Source organism: Cellulophaga sp. HaHaR_3_176 (assembly GCF_019021925.1).
Lineage (GTDB): Bacteria > Bacteroidota > Bacteroidia > Flavobacteriales > Flavobacteriaceae > Cellulophaga.
In genome coordinates, this window is the sequence record NZ_CP058990.1 from 2,239,185 (window position 1) to 2,264,878 (window position 25,694).

22 protein-coding genes and 1 tRNA gene are annotated in these 25,694 nt (G+C 31.6%); 11 read left to right on the forward strand and 12 right to left on the reverse strand.

Annotation, left to right across the window (positions count from 1 at the left end; all coding sequences use genetic code 11):
* The first annotated feature begins 121 nt into the window (after positions 1 to 121).
* The 4 genes from purU (at position 122) to H0I23_RS09920 (ending at position 6,480) form a co-directional block, all read left to right on the forward strand.
* Complete coding sequence (gene purU, locus H0I23_RS09905; protein ID WP_216783102.1) at positions 122 to 973, forward strand: formyltetrahydrofolate deformylase; 852 nt, start codon at positions 122 to 124, stop codon at positions 971 to 973.
* Between the two features lie 41 nt (positions 974 to 1,014).
* Complete coding sequence (locus tag H0I23_RS09910) at positions 1,015 to 1,722, forward strand: DUF4197 domain-containing protein (RefSeq protein ID WP_216783103.1); 708 nt, start codon at positions 1,015 to 1,017, stop codon at positions 1,720 to 1,722.
* A gap of 359 nt (positions 1,723 to 2,081) precedes the next feature.
* Complete coding sequence (locus H0I23_RS09915) at positions 2,082 to 5,117, forward strand: TonB-dependent receptor (RefSeq protein ID WP_216783104.1); 3,036 nt, start codon at positions 2,082 to 2,084, stop codon at positions 5,115 to 5,117.
* A gap of 13 nt (positions 5,118 to 5,130) precedes the next feature.
* On the forward strand, positions 5,131 to 6,480 hold the full coding sequence (locus tag H0I23_RS09920) for a RagB/SusD family nutrient uptake outer membrane protein (RefSeq protein ID WP_216783106.1): 1,350 nt from the start codon (positions 5,131 to 5,133) through the stop codon (positions 6,478 to 6,480).
* Positions 6,481 to 6,559: 79 nt separating this feature from the next.
* On the opposite strand, the gene H0I23_RS09925 is transcribed toward H0I23_RS09920, so the two are convergent.
* Positions 6,560 to 7,366, reverse strand: a complete 807-nt coding sequence (locus tag H0I23_RS09925) for an alpha/beta fold hydrolase (protein WP_371736627.1) — start codon at positions 7,364 to 7,366, stop codon at positions 6,560 to 6,562.
* A 204-nt stretch (positions 7,367 to 7,570) separates the two neighbouring features.
* Between H0I23_RS09925 and H0I23_RS09930 the strand changes: the two genes are divergently transcribed.
* Entirely contained in the window at positions 7,571 to 7,762 is a 192-nt protein-coding gene (locus tag H0I23_RS09930; RefSeq protein ID WP_216783108.1) for a hypothetical protein, read from the forward strand.
* Here H0I23_RS09930 and pyrF read toward each other — a convergent pair whose 3' ends face one another.
* From pyrF to H0I23_RS09975, 9 genes are all read right to left on the reverse strand, one after another.
* The gene (pyrF, locus tag H0I23_RS09935) at positions 7,763 to 8,584 is read right to left on the reverse strand and encodes an orotidine-5'-phosphate decarboxylase (protein WP_216783110.1); all 822 of its coding nucleotides are present in this window, start codon (positions 8,582 to 8,584) and stop codon (positions 7,763 to 7,765) included.
* Positions 8,585 to 8,725: 141 nt separating this feature from the next.
* Positions 8,726 to 9,802, reverse strand: a complete 1,077-nt coding sequence (gene prfA, locus H0I23_RS09940) for a peptide chain release factor 1 (RefSeq protein ID WP_216783112.1) — start codon at positions 9,800 to 9,802, stop codon at positions 8,726 to 8,728.
* A 152-nt stretch (positions 9,803 to 9,954) separates the two neighbouring features.
* The gene (locus tag H0I23_RS09945) at positions 9,955 to 11,241 is read right to left on the reverse strand and encodes a DUF3570 domain-containing protein (RefSeq protein ID WP_216783114.1); all 1,287 of its coding nucleotides are present in this window, start codon (positions 11,239 to 11,241) and stop codon (positions 9,955 to 9,957) included.
* 14 nt (positions 11,242 to 11,255) lie between these two features.
* The gene (locus tag H0I23_RS09950) at positions 11,256 to 11,465 is read right to left on the reverse strand and encodes a DUF4266 domain-containing protein (RefSeq protein WP_216783116.1); all 210 of its coding nucleotides are present in this window, start codon (positions 11,463 to 11,465) and stop codon (positions 11,256 to 11,258) included.
* A 4-nt stretch (positions 11,466 to 11,469) separates the two neighbouring features.
* Positions 11,470 to 12,426, reverse strand: coding sequence for an FAD:protein FMN transferase (locus H0I23_RS09955; protein WP_216786063.1), 957 nt, complete (start codon positions 12,424 to 12,426; stop codon positions 11,470 to 11,472).
* A 41-nt stretch (positions 12,427 to 12,467) separates the two neighbouring features.
* A complete protein-coding gene (locus tag H0I23_RS09960) occupies positions 12,468 to 12,902 on the reverse strand; it encodes a thioredoxin family protein (protein WP_216783117.1) in 435 nt (144 codons plus the stop codon).
* Between the two features lie 27 nt (positions 12,903 to 12,929).
* Positions 12,930 to 13,385 (reverse strand): Rieske 2Fe-2S domain-containing protein, encoded by a 456-nt coding sequence (locus H0I23_RS09965; protein WP_216783118.1) that lies wholly within the window; start codon positions 13,383 to 13,385, stop codon positions 12,930 to 12,932.
* Between the two features lie 47 nt (positions 13,386 to 13,432).
* Positions 13,433 to 14,611 (reverse strand): AIR synthase related protein, encoded by a 1,179-nt coding sequence (locus tag H0I23_RS09970; RefSeq protein WP_216783120.1) that lies wholly within the window; start codon positions 14,609 to 14,611, stop codon positions 13,433 to 13,435.
* Between the two features lie 82 nt (positions 14,612 to 14,693).
* Positions 14,694 to 16,880, reverse strand: a complete 2,187-nt coding sequence (locus H0I23_RS09975) for a glutamine synthetase III (RefSeq protein WP_216783121.1) — start codon at positions 16,878 to 16,880, stop codon at positions 14,694 to 14,696.
* A 205-nt stretch (positions 16,881 to 17,085) separates the two neighbouring features.
* On the opposite strand from H0I23_RS09975, the gene H0I23_RS09980 reads away from it, so the two are divergent.
* Positions 17,086 to 18,108 carry a glutamine synthetase beta-grasp domain-containing protein gene (locus H0I23_RS09980; protein ID WP_216783123.1) on the forward strand — a complete coding sequence of 341 codons (1,023 nt, stop codon included), beginning with the start codon at positions 17,086 to 17,088 and terminating at the stop codon, positions 18,106 to 18,108.
* Positions 18,109 to 18,188: 80 nt separating this feature from the next.
* Here the strand turns inward: H0I23_RS09980 and H0I23_RS09985 are convergent, their stop codons facing one another.
* Complete coding sequence (locus H0I23_RS09985; protein WP_216783125.1) at positions 18,189 to 19,124, reverse strand: calcium/sodium antiporter; 936 nt, start codon at positions 19,122 to 19,124, stop codon at positions 18,189 to 18,191.
* A 538-nt stretch (positions 19,125 to 19,662) separates the two neighbouring features.
* Between H0I23_RS09985 and H0I23_RS09990 the strand changes: the two genes are divergently transcribed.
* The 5 genes from H0I23_RS09990 to H0I23_RS10010 all read left to right on the forward strand — a co-directional run bounded on the left by H0I23_RS09990 (position 19,663) and on the right by H0I23_RS10010 (position 23,577).
* The gene (locus H0I23_RS09990) at positions 19,663 to 19,815 is read left to right on the forward strand and encodes an SsrA-binding protein (RefSeq protein ID WP_216783127.1); all 153 of its coding nucleotides are present in this window, start codon (positions 19,663 to 19,665) and stop codon (positions 19,813 to 19,815) included.
* Between the two features lie 354 nt (positions 19,816 to 20,169).
* Positions 20,170 to 20,243 (forward strand) — tRNA-Arg (locus tag H0I23_RS09995).
* Between the two features lie 135 nt (positions 20,244 to 20,378).
* On the forward strand, positions 20,379 to 21,371 hold the full coding sequence (locus H0I23_RS10000) for a GntR family transcriptional regulator (RefSeq protein ID WP_371736629.1): 993 nt from the start codon (positions 20,379 to 20,381) through the stop codon (positions 21,369 to 21,371).
* A 20-nt stretch (positions 21,372 to 21,391) separates the two neighbouring features.
* Positions 21,392 to 22,540, forward strand: coding sequence for a galactokinase (gene galK, locus H0I23_RS10005; RefSeq protein WP_216783129.1), 1,149 nt, complete (start codon positions 21,392 to 21,394; stop codon positions 22,538 to 22,540).
* 17 nt (positions 22,541 to 22,557) lie between these two features.
* Complete coding sequence (locus H0I23_RS10010; protein ID WP_216783131.1) at positions 22,558 to 23,577, forward strand: UDP-glucose--hexose-1-phosphate uridylyltransferase; 1,020 nt, start codon at positions 22,558 to 22,560, stop codon at positions 23,575 to 23,577.
* A 185-nt stretch (positions 23,578 to 23,762) separates the two neighbouring features.
* Here the strand turns inward: H0I23_RS10010 and nagB are convergent, their stop codons facing one another.
* Positions 23,763 to 25,691, reverse strand: coding sequence for a glucosamine-6-phosphate deaminase (gene nagB / locus H0I23_RS10015; RefSeq protein WP_216783133.1), 1,929 nt, complete (start codon positions 25,689 to 25,691; stop codon positions 23,763 to 23,765).
* Between the last annotated feature and the right edge of the window lie 3 nt (positions 25,692 to 25,694).

Consider the following 25,694-nt stretch of genomic DNA (forward strand, 5'->3'; position numbering starts at 1 on the left):
AATAGGTGCAATTTACGATAATCGTAAATATTAATTGATATTTTTTACAATATTGCAAAAATAAACTTTAAGCAAGAGCCATTGTTTTCAATATCATAATTTTACATCTTAAATTAAACTCGTGAAAACAACTATTTTAATCCACTGTCCAGACCAATCAGGCCTTATTTGTACAGTAACCGGTTTTATACATACTCAAGGAGGAAACATTATTTATATAGATCAGCATGTAGATAAAGAATCTGGGGAGCTTTTTATGCGCTTAGAAAGTGAATTTTCGAGCGATGAATTTACTATTGATAATTTTAAGTCAGTATTTGATAATACCCTTGCTAAAAAATTTCAAATAAAATGGAGTATTCATACTGATGAAATAAAACCTAAAATGGCTTTATTTGTTTCGAAATACAACCATTGCTTATACGATTTATTAAGTCGTTTTAATTCTGGCGAATTAGCGGTCGACATTCCTTTTATCATTAGTAACCATAAAGATTTAGGTTTTATTGCTGAACAATTTCAAATTCCTTTTTACCATATACCTGTTACAAAAGACACCAAAATAGAAGCCGAAACTAAACAGTTAGAACTTTTAAAAGAATATGAAATTGACTTTATTGTTCTTGCAAGGTATATGCAAATTGTAACCAGCCGAGTTATAAATGAATTTCCTAATCGAATCATTAACATACATCACTCATTTTTACCTGCTTTTGCTGGTGCCAAACCATACCATGCAGCCTATAAAAGAGGGGTTAAAATAATTGGAGCTACTGGGCATTATGTTACTGAAGAATTAGATGCTGGACCAATAATAGAACAAGATACTACAGCTGTAACACATACTCACTCCATTCAAGATTTTGTTGCTAAAGGTCGAGATTTAGAAAAAATCGTTTTATCTAGAGCCGTAAAATTACATGTAATGAGAAAAACTATGGTTTACAATAACAAAACAGTTGTTTTCTCTTAATCAATTTAATTATTATTTTAACTTTGAAAAAAACAAAAATTATGAAAAACAAGATTGTATTAATTTGTCTATGCTTTGTGTGTTTTAGTTGTAATGAACTACAACAAGTTGTTAATCAATTACCACAAAGTGGAGGAGCAATAGGTAACGATCAAATAGCTAGTGGACTTAGGGAAGCTTTAGATTTAGGAATTGAAAAACAAGTAACTAAGCTTACACAAGAAAATGGTTTTTTTGGAAATGATTTAGTAAAAATACTTTTACCTGAAGATTTGCAAAAAGTAGATAATGCTCTTAGAAAAATCGGATTAGACAATTTAGCTGATGAAGGATTAAAAGTTTTGAATAGAGCTGCTGAAGATGCGGTAAAAGAAGCTACCCCTATTTTTGTTAATGCTGTAAAAGGAATAACTTTTAGTGATGCTAAACAAATTTTACTAGGTGGTGACAATGCTGCTACAACTTATTTAACATCTACAACAGAAACTGAATTATACACTTCTTTCAGTCCTGTTATAAAAAATTCATTCGAAAAAGTAGGTGCCGATAAAGTATGGAGCAACTTAATTACAAAGTACAATAACATACCTTTTGTTAACCAAGTTAACCCAGACTTAACAGATTACGTAACACAAGAAGCCTTAAAAGGGGTATATACAATGATTGCTGTAGAAGAAAAAGAAATAAGAACAAAAACAGCATCAAGAACCACTACTTTATTACAAAAAGTTTTTGCTTTACAAGATTAAAGTAACTTATTTAAAATAAACGTTTTACAAACACAATAACTTAAAAAAGTTACCGTTACTATAATATAATTCTTTGATTAAAATTAACTTAAGGTTAGTTTAACATTAAAGTCTAAAAATGATATTACTTTTGAATAATATTTGAGTTTAGTAATTTTTTGAGTTAGTTAGTCTAAAACCGATGGGAGCATCGGTTTTTTTATTTTCAAAAAATCATTATACCGCATTAATAAAAACAAATTCTTCATTTTTTAACACTTTCATGAGAATTTAACATAAGTGTTTTTCCAATTCAATTCTGCTTTGCATTTTTAAGTTTATTTTATGATTTTAGATAGTGTAACTCTAAAAAATATAAGATGCAAAAAAAGATTCATGCATTACTAATCCTATTGATGCTCGTGTCAATTCAAAAAGTAATCAGCCAGGAACACACTATTACCGGTAAAGTAACAGACCAACAAAGCCTACCGTTACCAGGTGTTAATGTTATCATTAAAGGAACTACTTCTGGAACTCAAACTAATTTTGATGGAGTATACTCCATCAAAGCTAATACCGGAGATATTATAATTTTCTCTTATTTAGGCCAACGAACATTACAAAAAACGATAGGTACATCAAAAAACATTGATGCTCAACTAGAAGAAGATGCCGCACAACTTAGTGAGGTAGTCGTAGTAGGTTATGGTACTCAGAGTAAAAGAAAATTAACTGGAAATATATCAAAACTTACATCTGATGACATATCAGATGTGCCAAATCCCAATTTGCAAAATGCTTTGGTTGCTAAAGCTGCTGGTGTTCAAGTAACCCAAACAAATGGTAAAGTAGAAGGTGGTATAAACATCAGAGTTAGGGGCGCTGCTAGCGTTAGTGGCGGAACTCAACCCTTATATGTGCTAGATGGCATACCTTTAATAGATCCGACAGGTGGAATAACCTCTGTTGGTAACGGCGCCCCAACAAACCCACTTTTAACTTTAAGTGCCAACGAAATAGAATCAATAGATATTTTGAAAGATGCTTCTTCTGCTGCAATTTACGGGGCAAGAGGCGCTAATGGTGTTGTTCTTATAACTACTAAGAAGGGTAAATTAGGAAAAGCTAAATTTAGTATCAACCTTTCTCAAGGTATTAGTCAACCTACTAACAAAAGAGAATGGCTAAATGCAGAACAATACATTGAACTATTTACTGAAGCTGGAAGAAATTCACCATTTTTCACTCCAGAAGAAGGACAAGCAGAAGCAGAAGCTACTTTTGATTTTTTAGCAGGCGACACTGACTGGAGAACAAATGGTGTAGATACAAACTGGTCTGATATTGCTTTTCAAAATGGGTACCAAACAGATGCTGATTTCTCAATGTCTGGTGCAGATAAAAAAACATCTTATTTTTTCTCTGGTGCATATAATAACACTGAAGGTATTATAAGAGATAACGAATTAGAGCGTATAAATGCTAGAGTTAATGTAAGTCATCAGTTTTCTGATAAATTTAAAGCAGGCATGAATATGAGCTTTTCAAGAACAGAAATAGACCGTATAGCAAATGACAATGCTTTTTCGACACCTTTACAAGCTATTGCTCAATCGCCTCTTTCTGTTGCTAGACTTGAAGACGGATCTCCAAACCCAAATACTTTATATGGAAATTTCTTACTAGATGCTGAAAATGCATTTTTTAATACCAATATAAGAAGAACAGTAGGTAAAGTTTTTGGAGAATATAAATTCACACCTTCACTATCAATAAATTCAGATTTTTCTTATGATTTATTTTCTCAAACAGAGGATAATTTTAGTGGGCAAAATGCTTTATTTCAATCAACTAATGGCGAAGCTTTTTCTTCTGATCTAGGGTCTGAAAGCTACACTTTTAGTAATTACATTACATACAATAAGCTCTTCGCTGAAAAACATAATATAAATATTGTAGCTGGAACAGAATTTATCAATTACAATAGAAGAATTACAAGTGTAACTAGTCAACAATTTGCTTCTGATGATTTATCAACAGTAAGCGGAGGAGCTGAAATTACTGCCGGAACAGGCATCGAACTAAGAAGCGCTTTTTTATCATATTTTGCAAGAGCAACTTATGATCTTAATGGAAAATATTTATTAAAAGCTAGTATTCGACGTGATGGATCTTCTCGTTTTGGTAACAATGTAAGATTCGGAACTTTTCCTGCTTTTTCTGCTGGATGGATATTAAGTGAAGAAAATTTCTTAAAAAACTCTGATGTATTATCATTTTTAAAATTAAGAGCAAGTTGGGGTAAACTAGGTAATGCAGATATTGGTGGTGATTACCCATCATTATTTTTATTTTCAAGTGTATCGTATAACCAAAAACCTGGTTTAGCTCCGAACCAACCTGGCAACCCTGATTTAACTTGGGAGCAATCAACTCAATCTGATATAGGACTTGAGTTCGGCTTTTTAAATGGGCGAATTTCTGGAGAATTAGATTATTATAAAAAAGACACTGAAGATTTACTATTTAGCGTACCACTAGTGCCTAGTAGTGGAGCATCAACTATTAATCAAAATATTGGAACGCTAGAAGGTGATGGTATCGAATTTGTTTTAAACACATCTAATATTGAAACTGAAAAATTCAGTTGGACTTCTAATTTTAATATTAGTAAAAATGATAATAAACTGACATCCTTACCAAACAATAATGCAGATATTATAACTGGACGCCATATAAACCGTGTAGGAGAAAATGTTGCTGCTTTTTATCTATTAGAATATGCAGGTGTAGATTCTGACAACGGAGATGCGCTATACTATTTAAATACACAAAACGATGATGGTAGTTTAAACAAAAACACAACAAACGATTCTAATGAGGCACAACGTGTTGTATCTGGAAATCCATTTCCTGAAATCATTGCTGGTTTAACGAATACAATTTCACTTAACAATTTTGATTTCACATTTACTTTTCAAGGTGAATGGGGAGCAGATATTTATAACTCAGGTGGTATTTATCAATCTGTTAATGCTGATTATTTTGACAATCAATCGATAGATCAATTAAACAGATGGCAACAACCTGGTGATATAACTAATGTGCCACAAGCAAGGTTATATGCTGGTAATGGTACAGCTCATTCTACTAGATTTTTAGCTAGTTCAGATTTTATACGTTTACGTAATTTAACACTAGGGTACTCGATACCTAGTGCAACTACAGAGAGAATGGGCTTAAGTAAACTTAGACTTTATGTTACAGCTATAAACCTACTTACGATTACAAACTATCCTTTTGAAGACCCTGAAGCTAGGTATGATGTAAATGACCAAAACTCTCCTGGTGAAACTTTCTATTCATCTCCTCCTGCGAAAACAATTACTGTTGGAGTTAATATTAATTTTTAATAAAAAAAGAATCATGAAAAAATTTAAAATTATATACACCTTTATCGTCGTTCTTTTAATCTCAGCATGTGAAAATGAACTAGACATAAACCCAACCAATAACCTACCAGGGGAGCTAGCTTTTAATTCTGAAGTAAACATATCGTCTATTTTGATTGGCACCTATGAAGAAGCTGGCCAAGCAGATAGTTACGGAGGTAACTTACAAATGTTTACTGATTTACTAGGGTCTTCTGACCAACTGTTTTGGAATGGTACGTTTCAAGGGTACAGACAGGCTTTTCAAAAAAATATTTTAAATGACAATATTTTTATAGATGAAATTTGGGCCAATGCTTACGAAACTATCAATCAAACAAATCTTGTAATTGACAATATCGAGACTGTTACCAGCAGTACAGAAGAAAAAAATCGAATTGAAGGTGAAGCTAAATTTTTAAGAGCTTTAAATTATTTAGATTTAGTAAAAAGTTTTGGAATGCCATACGTAGCAGGGCAGGTTAATTCGCAATTAGGAGTTCCTTTACGCTTAAATGGAATTATTGATTACACATTAGACACAGCAATTGCCAGAAATACTGTTGAGGAAGTATACACTCAAATAATAGCTGATGCAACTGATGCTTACAATTTATTACCAGATACCAGTGATGAGTTTTATGCAGATAAATATGCTGCACAAGCTTTATTATCTAGAACATACTTTCAACAAGGTAATTATGAAGCCGCTAGAGACGCTGCAGACGACGTGATTGAAAACAGTGGGCATAGTTTGACTTCTAATTTTGCCTCAGCATTTAACAATGATAACAATAGCTCTGAAGACATCTTCGCTTTTCAAGTAACAAGCCAAACAGGTGCTCATGATTTAACAGTACATTATGCATCAGAAGCTGATGGAGGACGAGGTGGTGACATTACCATTGAAGATGGATATTTAGCTTTATTTGATGATGCTAATGATGAAAGAGCAAACTTTACATACATTAACCCTATTAACAATAGAAGACTTACTCTTAAATACACAAATCAATTTGCTAATATTAGCATATTTCGTATTGCTGAAATGCACCTAATAAGATTAGAAAGTAATTTTAAATCGGGAACTTCTATTGGCTTAGACCCTTTAACAGAAATAAATATACTAAGAGCAAGATCAAGTGCACAACCTTTAACTAGTCCGTTAACTTTAGATTTAATTTTTAATGAAAGACAGTTAGAGTTAGCCTTTGAAGGTTTTATTTTAAATGACGTAAAAAGAACACAACAGTCAGTTGGAAGTATAGCTTGGGACGATGACTCATTAATTCTGCCTATTCCTCAATCTGAAATGGATACAAACCCATTAATGGTTCAAAATTAAGAAGAAAAATATTTTCAAAAATCATAAAAACCGGTGGAAACATCGGTTTTTTTCTTTTAAAAAGTAAAAGGTAAGAAGCTTATAGCTTTTTTAAATATTCAATTACAGTAGTATTGAATATACTTGGTTGCTCTACATTTACTACATGCCCGCAGTTTTCAACCACAAAAAGATCTGATTTTACATGAGAAGCAACTATTTTTTCTATAGATGGTAAAAACAAATAATCTTCTCTACCCATTACATAAAGTGTAGGTATCTTAATATCTACCATTCTAAAAAAACGTAACAAAGGTTTTATTTCAGAAGTTAATTTAAACCAACGTATAAATTCTTTTTGATATAACTTTTTTGCCTCACGTACAAATAAAGATCTAGACTCTTTATGATTTTTGTTAGGCATGATTACAAAAGCAAAAAACTTATATAACCATATGTAAGGTATCACCGATTTAAAAATGACCCCTAAGCGCATTAAAACACGTGATCTCAGGTTTAATTTCATAATAGCACCACCCATAATCATACTTTCTACTCTGGTTGGGTATTTTTCGGCAAGATTACGAATTAAGATAGTTCCTAAAGAAATGCCTACAAAATGAGATTTCTCAATCTTTTCGTAATCGATAACGTCTAAAATATCATCCGTAATACAATCAAAAGTGTATTTATCACTAAACACATCTTTTAAATGTGTTTTTGAATTTCCGTGGCCCCTTAAGTCTAAAAGTAGTACGTTAAAATGTTTTCTAAACTCTCTAACTTGCTTAAACCAAATAGTCGAACTACCTCCTGCTCCATGAACAAAAGTCACCCACTTTGATGATGTTTTATGTATGTGTTTGGTGTAGCTAAGCAATTCTATTTTTTTGTAAATATAATCCATTTTTTCTCATGGAGTACAAAAGCATTAACCCTAAACTTTTAATGCAAATAATGTTACCATTAATCGATGTTTTTTACCATTCATCATCAAACTAAAACCACACACACAAAACAACTGATTTTTAGATAGATATAACGTTTTCTAAACATCCAAAATACCTATTTGAACGTATATTTGTAATAAACCATTAATACAACAACTATCATGAAAAGCCAGTATTGCAAAGTAGGCTCTGTTAAACCAATAAACAGTGGCGAACACTCAAACCTAATTATAGAAGGTTTTTACAGAGATTTTATAGATAAATCTAGCAATAATGAATATGCAAATACTAAATTAGGTGAGTTTTTTCAAACAAAAGCATTGCAATTCGAAAAGTTGTTAAATAGTATCTAATTAAAATTTAGCAGCTAATTCTAAATACATTTCTTGTTGTAATTCTTTAGCTTTTACCATTGCAGCTTCTGCAAAATTTTCGTCTGCGCTTGCATATATTATTCCACGTGAAGAGTTTACTAGCAAGCCCACAGATGAACTCATACCATACTTACACACTTCTTTTAAGCTTCCGCCTTGTGCACCAACACCTGGTACCAATAAAAAACTTTCTGGAACAATCTGCCTGATTTCTTCTAAAAAAGTAGCTTTGGTAGCACCTACTACGTACATTAAATTTTTTGAATTTTTATATGTTTTTGAAGTTTCTAAAACACGCTTATACAATTCTTTTCCTTCTAAAGATTTTGTTTGAAAATCAAAGGCACCTTCGTTAGATGTTAAAGCCAGTAAAATAGTATGTTTATCTTCAAAAGCTAGAAATGGCTCTACAGAATCTTTACCCATATATGGAGCTATTGTAACAGAATCAAATGCTAAATCTTCAAAAAAAGCTTTTGCATACATTGTTGAAGTATTACCAATATCACCTCGTTTTGCATCTGCAATCGTGAAAATTTCAGGATACCTCTCATTAATGTATTTGATGGTTTTTTCTAAAGCTTGCCACCCTTTTATACCGTAAGCTTCATAAAATGCTGTATTTGGCTTAAAAGCCACACAATACTCATGCGTAGCATCAATAATAGCTTTGTTAAATGCAAAAATCGGATCTTCTTCCTTTAACAAGTGTTTCGGAATCTTATTTATATCAACATCTAAACCTACACATAAAAAAGATTTTTTTTTATGTATTTGCGCTACTAACTGTTCTGTGGTCATTTCTGGTAATTTGTTATTTGTTTTCTACTTTAGCTATTCTATAAAATAAAAAAAGATTTTGTAATTGATTCTTGAACTGGATTTTCCCATATTTCAAAGTATCGTTTTACAAAATCTCTTCTTACTATTTAATTTAAAAAATTAGAAAATCTCTGAAGCTTCTTTTAGTTTCTCTGTATTTTCTACTAAACTTAATTCATCTAATATTTTCTGAATGTCACCATTCATTATATTTTGCAAATCGTATAATGTAAGTCCTATTCTATGATCGGTAACTCTACCTTGCGAATAGTTATATGTTCTAATTTTTGCAGAACGGTCACCACTACTTACTTGAGAGTTTCTTTTAGCAGCATCTTCTTCTTGTTTTTTCGCCAATTCTTGATCATACAAACGAGATCTCAATACTCTAAATGCCTTTTCTTTGTTTTTATGTTGTGATTTCTGATCTTGACATTGTGCTACCAAACCAGATGGAATGTGCGTTAAACGTACTGCTGAATAAGTTGTGTTTACCGATTGCCCACCAGGACCTGAAGAACAGAAAAAATCAATACGAACATCTTTTGCCTCTATATGAACATCAAACTCTTCTGCTTCTGGCAATACCATAACAGTAGCTGCACTTGTATGAACTCTACCTTGTGTTTCTGTTTGAGGCACACGTTGCACACGGTGTACACCTGCTTCAAACTTTAAAGTACCATAAACATCTTCACCAGTAACCTCAAACTGAATTTCTTTATACCCACCACTAGTACCTTCACTTAAATCTATAACATTGGTTTTCCAACCTTTAGATTCGCAATACTTTGTGTACATTCTAAATAAATCTCCAGCAAATATACTAGCCTCATCACCACCTGTACCTGCTCTTACCTCTACAACTACGTTTTTAGAGTCTTCAGGATCTTTAGGTATAAGCAATAGTTTTATTTCTTCTTCTAAACCTGGCAATCCAGACTTAGCCTCTTCCATCTGCATTTTGGCCATTTCAACCATCTCGGCATCGCTCCCATCAGAAATTATCTCTTGAGCTTCCTCTATATTATTTGTGTACTCAATATAAATATCTCTTTTATCTACAAGACTTTTAAGATCTTTATATTCTTTATTTAAGCTCACATAACGCTTTTGATCTGATATAATATCTGGTTGAATGATTAAATCAGATACCTCATCAAAACGCTGCTTTACTATATTTAATTTATCTAACATAATCGTGCTGACATTTTGTGCGAATTTACAATAAATTTGCACATTTAAACATAACTTAATACTGTGATACATTCAATTTTTAGAAAATTAACTCACTATTTAAGCTGAAATTAATTTTTAATAAAATTTTTCTATCTACAAATTTAAAAAACTTACCTCACAAATGTAGTTCCGAAAGTAACAATGTAAGAATTTAAACCATCACTACGATCGTATTTAGCAAATCGTAAATCGATTGTTTTAAGACCAAATGAAAAAACTTTAGCACTCGTAAATATATCCTTATAACGAAAACCCATTCCATATTGGTGTGCGTTAAAAGCTGATAAATCATAATCTGATGTGTAATATTGCAACGTAGACAAAGTCGTTTCTTTTTGATAAAAATAATCAGCTGCTGTTTGGCTATAATATCTATACGTTGGGTATGCCGTAAAAGTAGTACTCAATTTTATAGGAATTTCTAAACTGGCAGTATGAGATGTAATTCCCCAATCATCAGAATAAAAACGATAATAACTTCTTACAATAAAAGTATCATTAAGAAAGTAATTTAAACGTGCCCCTATCGGAATTTTAAACCGCGTATCTGGCAATCGTTCTACATCATCTGCTAATTGAAAATCTTCAATAAAAAAATCTTCTGTATCAGAAAAATAAACCCTTTGAAAAGGAGTACTCAACAAACCGTTCTGAGAAACCACGTCTAAAAAAACAGACCCTTGCAAACGCTTACTTAAAATTTGAGAAACACTTAATGATAATGAATACGAGTTTCTAACATCAGAATTGAAACTAGAAAAATTAGGACTATAAGTTCCATTTCCAATAATTCTATCATCAAAAAATACACCTCTTAACTCAATCGGATATTGAGGGTTCCACTTGTCAAAATATACTTTTGCACTTGCCGAAACCTCTGTATTTTTTTCATTGAACAACTGAGTGTAACCTCCTCCAAAACCTATAGAAGAATAATCATATTCAGAAGAAAAATAGGCATTTGCATTCCATACCCTGTTCCTATCATCTGAACTATGCTGGTATGATGGATTTAAATGAACCAAAGCATCTGACCTTGAAGCACCTGATGAAGCATTAAAAGGACTTGCTTGTTTGGTACCATCTAGCGGGTTTATATTACTTGAAGATGCCGAAGTATATGTTGAGATGCCGACATCTACAGTCAATATATCATCATCATTCATTGGCACTCTAACAATTAATGAACCTGTTGCATCTGTTAGCTCTTCAGTTCCTTCGCCACCTGAAACTGCCGCGTGCTCACCATCTTGACTGTAATAACTAAAAAGAGCATCAATTTCAGTACTTTCTAACACTCTTTTTTTATAGGATGTGTCTTTTGTTTCTTGAGAATAGCTAACAAAAATTCTGAAACATAAAAAAAGGCATAGATATACAATGTTTTGTTTTTTCATAATTCTAAAGTATTCTAATTACAACCGCAACCACCACCTGTTTTTCCACCATTAGCACCTGAAGAGGCCTCCCTGTATATCTGAAAATTAGTTTCAAATTGCTCTGAATTTTTAGCAGACAACATCATCTCATCATCATTTAAATATACCTTATCATACTCTTTAACCACTACACATGATGTACTACATAATGTTAAAAGTAAAAGAACAGTAATTTTTCTCATAAGTCTAAAGTTTAGCATTGGTATCAAATTGTATTCCTTCGCTTTTATGTACTTTATTATCTGAATCTACAATTATAATTTCAGCACCTTTTAATTGATTTATAAATGACAAACCTGTGTCTTTACCCATTATAAAAACAGCGGTCGCTAATGCATCACACAATTCTGCTGTTTTAGAAAAAACAGAAACACTATTTATACCTTTTGATGGATATCCTGTTCTAGGGTCTATAATATGCGAGTACTTTTCTCCTTTAAATGTAACGAACTTTTCATAATTACCAGAAGTAGCTACAGATGATTCGCTAATAGGAAGCCAAGAAAAAATCTTTTCTTTGTCTAAAGGGTTTGCGATACCTACAATCCATTTTTCACCAGATGCTTGACTACCCCAGGTTGTTAAATCGCCAGAAGCATTAATTATACCTGCATATACCTTTTTAGAAATCATTAACTGCTTAGCTTTATCAGCTGCATACCCTTTACCTATAGCTCCAAAACCAATTTTCATTCCTGGTAACTTTAAAAAAACTGTAGATTTTTCTTTATTTAAAATGATGTTTTTATAACCGACTTTTGAAACAGAATTTGCAATTTCAATTTCGGTAGGTTCAAATTTCATCGTACCATCGTATTTCCAAATAGCATCCATTGATGCATATGAAATATCAAAAGCACCATCTGTAATTTCTGAAATTTTAATTGCTCGTTCAATTAAATCAAACAATTCTGAACTAACTTTAACAGACTTAATACCTGCATTTTTATTAATTAATGAGGTTTCTGAACTTTTATCCCATGAGGATATCATGCGTTCAATTCTATTAATTTCAGCTACAACTTCTTTAATATTTATAAAAGCAACCTCTTCACTTTCTGATACAATTGTAATATCAAAACGAGAGCCCATAAGTTTCATAGACCTTTCTACCGTATGAAGCTTTTTTGCTTGACTTTGCATTCCTACAGAAAATATAAAACCTAAAATAAGAAGTATAACTCTCAATCTAAAAATGAATTTAATAAGGAAATATATGCTTTAGAATTTATTTTTTTATAACCAGTTTTTCCTAAAACATTATTTTCAGAATCTAAAATAACTACTAAAGGAAAGTACCCTTTGGAGTTATATTTTTCTGCTAATTTTTTATTTTGATTTTCTAAATCATCTGAAAGCTTATTCGATTTTCTTTTGGGAAAATCAGCCTTGTAGAGCACATAATTTTCATCTGAGTATTTTTTAAACTCCGCAGACTGCCAAATGTCTTTATCTAACTTTATACATGGCGCACACCAATCTGATCCTGAAAAAACAAGAATAATTGGTTTTTTATTCTTGTTTGCAATAGCCTTTGCTTCTTCAAAATTCACATTCCAATTTTGACTATAAACCGTAACCCCACAAAAAAGCATGGCAACAAAAAGTATCTTCTTCATTTACTTTGTGGATTTTAAGTTTAATGTTTATCCAAAAACTCTAAGCATATTATTACTTAGCTCTTCTGTATTATACACTAACAATCTACTAGTTGTTATCGAATTTAAAGGCTGACCTGTTTGATCAAAACGAGCTCCATGTTCACTACAGCTGAAAATACCGCCACTATCAGATATAAAAGTAACTTTTTTATTTGCTTCATGACTACATACTTGGCTACCCGCTACAAAAACACCTTCTAAATTACGAGCAACAACTATACTATTTGCTATAATAAAACCTCCGTTTGTTGATAAATTAGAAGCTTCTGATGAGTTTAAATCTATTGTAAAATCAATACCTGTAGGGGCCTCTAAACCGCCTCCTTCACCTTCTTCTACCTCTCCACTACCTGAATCAGACGAACAACCGTGCAAACATGGGAATGCTATTGCAAATGCAGCTCCTGCTCCTAATGTTTTTAAAAATGCTTTTCTTTCCATAATGCTTCTTTTTATAAAAAACGAAAAAATAAAGACATTGTTACTTATTAATACTTAAAAGTTCCTTTATCGCTAATAATGGTTAATTTTTTCGAAGTACTTTCTTCTACTCTACCTACAATTTTACCTTTTACACCAAAACTATCTGCTATTGCTATTATATCTGAAGCGATGCTCTCATTTACATAAAATTCTAATCGATGGCCACAGTTAAAAACTTGATACATCTCTTTCCAGTCTGTACCTGATTGTTCTTGTATTAAATTAAACAATGGAGGCACTTCAAATAAATTATCTTTTATAATATGTAGGTTTTCTACAAAATGAAGAATCTTTGTTTGTGCTCCTCCACTACAATGTACCATACCATTAATTTCATTAGAAGAAAACTTCTCTAATACTTTCTTAACTATTGGCGCATATGTTCTTGTAGGTGATAATACTAATTTACCAGCATCTAATGGAGAGTCTTTTACGGCATCAGTTAATTTCACATTACCTGAATACACTAAATCTTCAGGAACATCGGCATCAAAACTTTCTGGATATTTATCTGCTAAGTATTTTGAAAAAACATCATGTCTTGCAGATGTTAATCCATTACTTCCCATTCCGCCATTATATCCTTTTTCATAAGATGCTTGACCGAATGATTCTAAACCAACAATAACGTCACCTGCTTTAATATTTGCGTTATCAATAACATCACTCCTTTTAATACGAGCAGTTACTGTAGAGTCTACAATAATTGTTCTTACCAAATCTCCAACATCAGCGGTTTCACCACCTGTAGAATGTATTGTAATTCCGTGATTTTTTAAATCAGAAATCAATTCTTCTGTACCATTAATAATAGCAGAAAGAACCTCTCCTGGTATCTTATTTTTATTTCTCCCGATTGTTGAAGAAAGCATAATATTATCTGTCGCTCCTACACAAATTAAATCGTCAATATTCATTATCAGAGCATCTTGAGCAATCCCTTTCCAAACAGATATATCTCCAGTTTCTTTCCAATACATATATGCTAAAGATGATTTTGTACCAGCACCATCGGCATGCATTACTAATGCATAATCCTCATCATTTGTTAAATAATCAGGTACTATTTTACAAAAAGCTTGAGGAAACAAACCTTTGTCTATATTTTTTATAGCATTATGCACATCTTCTTTAGAAGCAGAAACACCTCTTTGATTATATCTTTCACTGCTTGACGAACTCATAAATAACGATTTTGGACAAAAATAATGGAAACCATAAAAAAGCACACGTAAATGTGTGCTTTTAAATTAAAAAAAATTAAAATTACTTTTGAAACAGCAATTCTCTATACTTTGTAAAAGGCCAAAGCCTATCATCAATTAAACTTTCTAGCTTATCGCAATGCGATCTTATCTGATCGTAATACGGTTTTACATTATCACAATATGCAAAAGCCTTTTTACTAATATCTTTTTGTGCATTTGCACTCCTTCTTGCATCCGTCATCAAATCTGATAATTTTTTTACATCAGCAATATGCTCTGCAATTTGCTCAATAATAGTTAATTGACCGTCTGATAATTTTTTATGTGCTGCACCATAAATATCTTTTAGCCCCATCACATTTTTAATCAAAATATTCTGATAATCAATAGCTGCTGGAATTACATGGTTGTATACAATTTCATTATAAACCCTACCTTCAATTTGTGTTTGAAAAATATAAGTTTCTAATTCTACTTCCTTTCTAGCTGAAATTTCAATTTCACTCATCACATTCATCGATTTGAATAATGCAATGGTTTCTTTTGAAGTTAGTACTTTAAGTGCGCTAGGGGTATTTTTATTATTACTTAACTTTCTTCTTTGTGCTTCTTTCTCCCATTCATCACTATACCCATCACCATCAAAACGAATTCTTTTTGAAGTTTTTATATATTCTCTTAAAATATTAAAAACAGCCTCATCTTTCTTTAAGCTCTTTTTATCAATTAAAGAATCAACTTCTTTTTTAAAATCTTTAAGTTGCTTAGCCATAATAGTGTTCAAAACCGTCATAGGCTTAGCACAATTGGTTTTAGCACCAACACCACGCATTTCAAATTTATTACCTGTAAAAGCAAAAGGCGATGTTCTATTTCTATCGGTATTATCAAGTAGAATTTCTGGAATTTTACCAACTACATTCAACTTCAATTCTGTTTTTTCTTCAGGTGATAATTTCCCTTGAGAGACACCTTCTAATTCGTCTAATACGCTACTTAACTGACTACCTACAAAAATTGAAAATATTGCCGGTGGTGCTTCATTTGCTCCTAACCTATAATCATTACTAGCTGATGCTATAGATGAACGTAACAACTCTTCATAATTATCTACCGCCTTTATCGTATTAATAAAGAAGGTTAAAAACTGAAGATTTTTCATTGGTGTAGAACCTGGACTTAATAAATTAACCCCTGTATCTGTTGCTAAAGACCAATTATTATGTTTACCCGAACCGTTTATACCTGCAAATGGTTTTTCATGAAAAAGTACTTTAAAATTATGCTTATCAGCTATTTTGTCCATCACATCCATTAATAACAGGTTATGATCAACAGCTAAGTTTGCCTCTTCAAAAACTGGCGCTAATTCAAATTGATTAGGAGCCACCTCATTATGTCTTGTTTTTACTGGAATACCAAGTTTTGTACATTCTTTTTCAAGATCACTAATAAAGCTCAACACCCTTTCTGGAATAACCCCAAAATAATGATCATCTAATTGTTGACCTTTTGCCGCTTGGTGACCAATTAAAGTTCTACCTGTCATTACAATATCTGGTCTAGAATAAGCAAGAGCCTTATCTATTAAAAAATATTCTTGCTCCCAACCTAAAGTAGCATTAACTTTAGATACATTTTTATCAAAATATTTTGCTACAGCTGTCGCCGCTTCATCAACAGCACTTAACGCTCTTAACAATGGTGCTTTATTATCTAAAGCTTCGCCCGTGTATGAAACAAAAATAGTAGGTATACATAAAGTTGTACCATATATAAATGCAGGTGATGTAGGATCCCATGCAGTATAACCACGTGCTTCAAACGTATTTCTAATCCCACCACTAGGGAAGCTAGATGCGTCTGGCTCTTGCTGTACTAATTGTCCTCCTCCAAATTTTTCTAATGCTCTACCATCTGGTAGCAAATCAAAAAAAGCATCATGTTTCTCAGCTGTAGAACCTGTTAATGGCTGAAACCAGTGCGTATAATGAGTTGCCCCCATTGTTATAGCCCAAGCTTTCATAGATTCGGCTACTTGATCTGCTATTTTTCTGTCTATTTTTGATCCCGAAAACATAGCACTCCTAACACTATCTAAAGCATCTTTTGTTAAATATTGGAGCATTCTTTCTTGATTAAACACATTAACTCCAAACAACTCAGATCTTCTACCTTTTTCTTCTATTGTAATACGCTGTCTTTCTTGAATTTTAGAAAGAGCATCAAACCTCATTTTAGACATATTTTCGATTTACTTTACGATTTGCAAAATTAAGAAATTATTAATTTTTTGCTATAAAAAATATATTAAATACAAAATACCCTTCAAAAAGCACGGTCAAATCAAATTATATAGAAAAATTTAATATTTAACCCCTCTAAAATACAAAGTAATGCTAAAAAAATATATTTTTGTTGAAATCAAAAAATTATAATAACAAGATATTATGGCTAAGATTAAATTAGAATACATCTGGTTAGATGGATACTTCCCAACGCAAAACATGCGTAGTAAAACAAAAGTTGAAGAGCATGAAGACTTCAAAGGAACAATTGAAGAATTAGGAAATTGGTCTTTTGACGGATCTTCTACAAAACAAGCTTCTGGAGGAGCATCTGACTGTATTTTAAAGCCAGTTGCAATTTACCCTGATCCAGCTCGTATCAATGGTTATTTAGTAATGACAGAGGTTTTAAATGCTGATGGAACTCCACACGAATCTAACGCTCGTGCAACTATTGAAGATGATGATAATGATTTCTGGTTCGGATTTGAGCAAGAATACTTTATTATGGATACTGATACTGATTTACCTTTAGGTTTCCCAAGAGGTGGTTACCCAGCTCCACAAGGTATGTACTATTGTTCAGTTGGTGGAAAAAATACTCACGGACGTGATTTTGTTGAAGAGCATGCTGATTTATGTATTGAAGCTGGATTAAACTTTGAAGGTATTAACCAAGAGGTTGCTTCAGGACAATGGGAATTCCAATTGTTTGCTAAAGGTGCTAAAAAAGCAGGTGATGAAATTTGGATTGCAAGATACTTATTAGATCGTTTAACTGAAGGTCGCGGAATGTACATTGAGTACCACCCAAAACCATTAGGAAAAGATATGGATTGGAATGGTTCAGGTATGCATGCTAACTTCTCTAACGAAGTTTTAAGAACTTGTGGAGATAAAGATGTTTACGCAAAAATATGTGAAGCTTTCCGCCCAGTAGTAAAAGAACATATTGCTGTTTACGGTGAGTTTAACGACCAACGTTTAACTGGTTTACATGAAACTGCATCTATCCATGATTTCTCTTGGGGAGTTTCTGATAGAGGTGCATCAATCCGTATTCCAATTATAGCTGTAGAAAAAGGATACAAAGGATGGTTAGAAGATCGTCGTCCATCTTCAAACGGTGACCCATACAAAATTGCAGGTAGAATTATTAAAACAGTTAAATCTGCTAAATTATAATCTAGCTTACAAATTTTTATACAAAAAAGAGCCATTGTTTAACAATGGCTCTTTTTTTATTTATTATTTAAGTATTGGTATTAAATTGTAAAGTATACAAATACAATATAAGCGATTAAAAGTATTAAACCTTCCCATTTGCCTAAACGCATTTTTTTAGGAAAGAATACTAACGGTAATAATACAAAAGATATACCTAGCATCCATAATATATCATTATCTAACAACCTTTCATCTACTAATTTTATTGGCGTTATTATAGAGGTTATACCTAAAACGGCTAATAAATTAAAAATATTAGATCCTATTAAATTCCCTAATGAAATAGCTTTCTCTTTTTTAATAACTGCAATTATAGATGCTGCTAACTCTGGAATACTTGTACCTATAGAAACAACGGTTACGGCTATTACACGCTCACTAACCCCGTAAAAACTAGCTAAACCAACTGCTCCTTTTATTAATAACTCTGACCCTCCCCAAAGTGCGACACCACCTAAAGCTAAAAACAAGGCGGTTTTCCAATTAGGTAACAAAACATCGTCTTCAGGCATTTCATCTTCAACAGCTTGTTTTTGAAAACGTAATATATATATTAAAAAAGCTAACAAAAAAACAACCATCAACACTCCCTCGTATTGTTGAATTTCATGATCAAAATATATAAAACCAAAAAAAACTAAAGAAGCTAGCATCATTACAGGCCAATCGGTCGTATAAAAACTCTTTTTCACATCTATAGCTCCTAATAGTATCGTTATCCCTAAAACCAAAGCAATATTAGCAATATTAGAACCAACTACATTACCTAAAGCTAAGTCAGGAAAGCCATCTAAAGCGGCTTTAATACTTACTATAAGTTCTGGTGCCGAAGTTGCAAATGAAACAACTGTCATACCTATAACTATTTTCGGAATCTTTAAGCGTAGAGATAAAGCTACAGCCGATTTCAGCAACCAATTACCACCAAACACCAATAAAGCTAAACCTGCAACAATAAATAAAATGTCTTGCATTTCTGTTTTTTCTGCAAATATAAGAGAATTCAATTCGCTTTTATAGTGTATTAAAAATTGGAAAATTAAAATTTTAAATAATCAAAACCATTAAAAAAAGCTACCTAACAACCATATTCTCCTTGCTAATTAAAAGGTAGCTAAAAAGCCCCCTTCATTAATTTCATATTAAAATAATTTAATCATATTTAGTATTAAAATAAAACTAAATACAAGACAAAAACATAAACATTGAAACACAAACCGTTCATTAAATCATAATATCGTATTCAAAATTAATAAATCGGTAGTACTAGCTTGGTTAATAGCATTACTATTATATATATTGAATGAACAATTAATTATTTAACCATTTATGAACCCTAAAAACCTCCAATTATGATTACTCTCGCTAAATTTATTGTATTAGTACTATTGTCACTGATCATGGCAATAGTATAAGAAGAATCATATAGGCCTATACTATAAAGACTACTGTTCGGTAGTCTTTATCTTTTTCTTAAAAATTTCATTCTATATTTGTAAAAAACCAACGAAGATGAAAAAGTCTCTATTTAAATTTTTAGCCAAAATAAATAAGGTACTACTTCCTTCTTTCTCTAAAAAAAACTTAGACCTATCAAAGGCTTCTAAATTTCAATTAGCTATCATAGGTTGGCGCTATTTTGTAACCACCAATGCGATTGATTAGTTCTTTAATAAGTATTAGATTAAACAAAATAACTCTTCCTTCTATTTTCTGTTTCTTTACTATTACACTATATTAAAAAATCTTTTAACTGTAAATAAGTAGCATTTATCAGAATAAATTTTGAGTTTTAAAGGTTTAATTACAGCTTCTTCTTTTTCAAGGCTAGTACAAAGTAAAAAATTTACATATTTAAAACTTAAATACACAATCATAAACACCTATAAAACAACACCTTATTTAAAAAATAATTTATAATTGATATGCACTTTTTAATTTCTATATAATTTAGTGCTTCTTATTTTGCTATATATTTAAAAAGAAATATATTTGCACCCCGTTAATAAGGAAATTATCGGCCTCGTGGCGCAACTGAATAGCGCACTTGATTACGGCTCAAGAGGTTACTGGTTTGAATCCAGTCGAGGTCACTACTAAAATTGCAAAAACCATATGAATTTTAAAATTCATATGGTTTTTTTAGTTTTAATACTCTCCATTTCCTATAAATCAAAAAACCTACTAGTACCTACTAGTTGTTTATTTAGTATATTTGCATCATGCAAATGATTCATATTAAAAAAGAAAAAGGAACTCCTAAATACAAACAAATCATAGCATCTATTGAAAATGCTATATTATCTGGTACTTTAAAAAAAGGAGATCAACTACCTTCATTAAATAGTATCCGAGATACCAACGAATTATCTAGAGATACCGTTTTAACAGCCTTTAATGAATTAAAATCAAGAGGGATAATTGAATCTATTGTTGGCAAAGGTTATTACATATTAAGCGATGATATACATGTACACCTAAAAATATTTCTACTTTTTGATGAATTTAATTCCTTTAAAGAAGATTTGTACAATGCTTTTATACATGAATTAGATAAAAATGTGCGAGTCGATATTTACTTTCATCATTTTAATGAAGATATGTTTTCTAAGCTAATAAGCGAAAATAAAGGCTCATATAATTATTATGTATTAATGCCTGCTAACTTAAAAAACACCCATAATGCAATTAACGAATTACCTAACGATAAGGTTTACATACTCGATCAAACACACCCAGAATTAAGTAATTATTCAAGTATTTATCAAAACTTTGAAAAAGATTTAATTTTAAACCTTACCAAAGCACTATCACTTATTAAAAAGTATAGTAAAATTATTTTGCTTTTTGATGAAAAAAAACAACCTGAAGGAATGTTAATTGGATTCCATAAATTCTGTAAAACTAATAAAATAGAGAATGAAGTTATTCATTCTTTAAAAAACAGCATACTTGACAAAAACTCAGTTTACATTATTCCTGATGATAAAAACTTGTTACGATTTATAAAAAAAGTAAAAGAAGAATCACTAATACTTTCAAAAAACGTAGGCTTGATTTCTTATAATGAAACTTTGCTTAAAGAAATTGTTGCAGGCGGAATAACAACAATCTCAACTGATTTTTCTGCAATGGGAAAACAATTAGCACAAATGATTTTAAATAAAAAACATTTAAAAATAGAAAACACCCACAACCTAATTATAAGAAATTCTTTATAAGAAAACTCAAATATATAAGAATGAATAAAGCCTTCATTAAAACCATTAAAAAAGGATTCACAACCCAATTTAATGCTATTCCGACATTAATTTTTTCTCCTGGAAGAATTAATATTATTGGAGAACACACTGATTATAACGATGGTTTTGTATTTCCTGCAGCTGTAAATAAAGGTATTATTACAGCAATACATAAAAGTGAATCAAATAGCTCATTTGCTTATGCTATAGACAAAAATGAGTTATTAGAGTTTTCTTTAAATGACATAAAACCATTACCTAAAGGTACTTGGCAAAATTACGTCATAGGTGTTGTAGCTGAAATGCAAAAAAAGGGAATTACAATTGGTAATTTTAATATTGCTTTTGGAGGTAATATTCCTGCTGGAGCAGGTATGTCATCATCAGCCGCTTTAGAAAATAGTGTTGTTTTCGGTTTAAATGAAATTTTTAAACTAAGCTTATCTAAAGAAGATATGATTTTTATTTCGCAAAATGCTGAACATAATTATGCTGGCGTAAAATGTGGAATTATGGATCAGTACGCAAGTATGTTCGGCATTAAAAACAACGCACTACTACTCGATTGCAGAACAATACAAGCTAAACCATTTGAAATAGATTTTAAAGACTACGAGCTTATTTTAATAAATACAAACGTTAAACATAACCTATCAGATAGCGCATATAATAACAGACGCTCGATTTGCGAAAAAATAGTAAAACTTTTAAAAGTTAAAGCACTGAGAGATGTATCTGAAGATGATTTAAAATTGATTGCACATAAAATTAGTGTTGAAGATTTTGAAAAAGCACACTATATAATACAAGAAAATAATAGGGTTTTATTAGCCTCAGATGCAATACTTAAAGGTGATTTAAAAACTCTTGGCAAATTATTATACGCTTCACATAATGGTTTACAAAATAAATTTAAAGTAAGTTGTGATGAGTTAGACTTTCTAGTTGAACAAGCCAAATTAAATCCGCATATTCTAGGAGCTAGAATGATGGGTGGTGGTTTTGGAGGCTGTACAATTAACCTTATTTCAAAATCAGCTACAGCTGCTTTTAAAACACATATTTCTAAGGTTTATAAAAATAAATTTAATATAAATTGTTCCATATACACCGTATCCCTTTCTAACGGGACTCATGTTATAAAATAATTTCAACAAAAAAATTCATGAATACAGATTTACAAGATTATTCTCATAAACGCTTAAACATACTTACTAATGAATGGGTTTTAGTATCACCACACAGAGCTAAAAGACCGTGGCAAGGGCAAAATGAAGAAATCATTAAAGTTAAAGCATCTGCTCATGACCTTTCATGTTATTTATGTGCTGGCAATAAAAGAATTAATGGAGAACAAAACCCCGATTATAAAAACGTTTTTGTTTTTATAAACGATTTTGCTGCATTACAAAAAGACTCAAAATCTTTTGAAGTTAATGATGGTTTACTAACAGCACAGAGTGAAACAGGTATTTGCAAAGTAGTTTGTTTTAGTCATGACCATTCTAAAAGTCTTGCTGATTTAACCGCTGAAGAAATTCAAAAAGTAGTTTTTGCCTGGCAAAAAGAATTTAAAGAGTTAAGAGAAAATGATACTATAAATTATATACAAATTTTCGAAAACAAAGGTGCTGTTATGGGCTGCAGCAACCCTCATCCGCATGGGCAAATCTGGAGCCAATCGACCCTACCTAATGAAGTTGCTAAAAAAGATAAGCAACAACAGTCTTATTTTTTAAAAAACAAGACGAGTTTACTTGGTGATTATCTCTCACAAGAGCTTAAAAAAAGAGAGCGTATCATTTTTGAAAATGATGCTTTCGTAGTTCTTGTGCCTTTTTGGGCTGTTTGGCCTTTTGAAACAATGATTATTCCTAAAACGCACCAACCTAATATTGCTGATTTAAATGCCAAAGAAGCGTTGCTATTTGCTGAAGCTATTTCAGTTATTACAAAGGCGTATGACAAACTATTTAATACTTCGTTTCCCTATTCAAGTGGGATACATCAGTCACCAACAAATAATAAAAATAATAACCACTGGCATTGGCATATGAGTTTCTATCCACCGTTATTAAGAAGTGCTACTGTAAAAAAATTTATGGTAGGCTATGAAATGTTTGGCTCTCCACAAAGAGATATTTCGGCAGAACAAGCTGCTGAGAGTTTAAGGAAGGTTTTATAATTTACTTATAAATATAAAACCTACATTATAGTTTATGTAGGTTTTATATTGAACACATACCTCAATAGAACATAAATTTCTAAAGAGAATAAAGTAAATGAGCTATCTTAAATTTTCTTTAGCACTAGATTCCAATATTTTACATCTTACAAACCTAGCATCGATTAATTTAGTATAGTTTTTTTTTAGAATTCCCACCTTACAAAAGCTTCCATTGCAGCGTAATGCGATAAACCCAACTGATGGTAAACATCTGCAGTTTCTTTATTCCGGTCTTCAGCTCGCTGCCAGAATTCTCGACTATCCGCTCCTTGAAAAACCACTCCATCTTTTTGAGATTGATGTTTAAAAATACCTTTTCGTTTTTGAAGTACTTGATCTGGCCCCATCGGTATTGCCATTTCTATTTCATCGATATTCCATTCTTGCCACGCACCTCGGTATAACCAAACCCAGCAGTCATCCATAAATTTTTTAGGTTTCAATTGTTTAATTGCTGAGAAAATAGCATCTAAACACACTTTATGGGTTCCGTGCGGATCAGCTAAGTCACCAGCTGCATATATTTGATGCGGCTTTATTTTTTCAATTAAAGCTACAATAATATCTATATCTGCTTTTGATAAAGGATTTTTAGCTACCCCACCTGTTTCATAAAAAGGCATTTCAAGAAAATGAATATTCTCATCAGGGATACCAACAAAATGACATGTCGATCTCGCTTCGCCTTTTCTTATTAACCCTTTAATATTTCTAACTTCAGAAATATCAATCTCACTCGATTTTTTATCTTCTAAAAATTCAACAGCCTTTTTGTAGATTCCTTCTGCTTCTTTATTTTTAATTCCAAACTTATCATTATAATCAGTTACAAAATTAGCAAACCGCAAGGCTTCATCATCTGCAACCGCAATATTACCTGATGTTTGATACCCAACATGCACTTCATGACCTTGTTCATGTAAACGTTTAAACGTGCCACCCATGCTAATAATATCATCATCAGGATGTGGACTAAAAATAAGAACTCGCTTTTTTTCTGGCTCTGCTCTTTCTGGTCGTTTAGTATCATCTGCATTTGGCTTACCTCCTGGCCAACCTGTTATGGTATTTTGAAGGTTATTGAATATATTGATATTAATATCATATGCTGGTCCTGAATCGGCTAACAAATCACTCATACCATTTTCAATATAATCAGCATCGGTAAGCATTAAGATTGGTTTATCTAAATGAAGAGCTAATTTCAGTACAGCTTTTCGTGTTAACTTATCTGTCCAATTTATTTTTTCAACTAACCAAGGTTTATTTATTCTTGTTAGTTTAGAAGAAGCTTCTTTATCTAAAATAAATGTAGCATTATTATGGTCTTGTAAGAATGATGCAGGAACTTTACTTGTAATTTCACCTTCAACTGAAGCTTTTATTATTTTAGATTTACTTTCTCCCCAAGCCATTAAAATGACTCTCTTTGCTTCCATTATTTTTTTAATCCCTAATGTAATTGCTGTTCTCGGAGTATTATTTAATCCTGAAAAATCTCCGCTTGCAGCTACTCTAGTAATATGGTCTAATGCTACTAACCTTGTTTTTGAATTTTGTAATGACCCTGATTCGTTAAAACCAATATGTCCATTACCACCTATTCCTAAAATTTGTAAATCTATTCCTCCTAATGCTTTTATTTTAGCTTCATATTGGGCACAATATTCTGCAATTTCTTCTTTAGCTAAAGTACCATCAGGTATATGATAGTTTTCTGGTAATATATCTACATGATTAAAAAGTTGCTCTTTCATAAACCGCACATAACTATGTACAGAATCTGGTTCCATTGGGTAATATTCATCTAAATTGAATGAAACAACATTTTTAAAACTTAAACCTTCTTCTTTATGTAAACGTACAAGTTCGGCATATAAACCTTTAGGTGATGACCCCGTAGCTAAGCCCAGAATACAAGGTTGCTTTTGCGCTTGTTTCACTCGAATTAAATCTGCTATTTCATTTGCGATATCTACTGACGCATCTTTCGAATTTTCGTAAACAACAGTACCTATATTTTCAAATCTCTTCTCAAAGCCTGTCGCTTTATCAATTATACTTTTTAACATAAT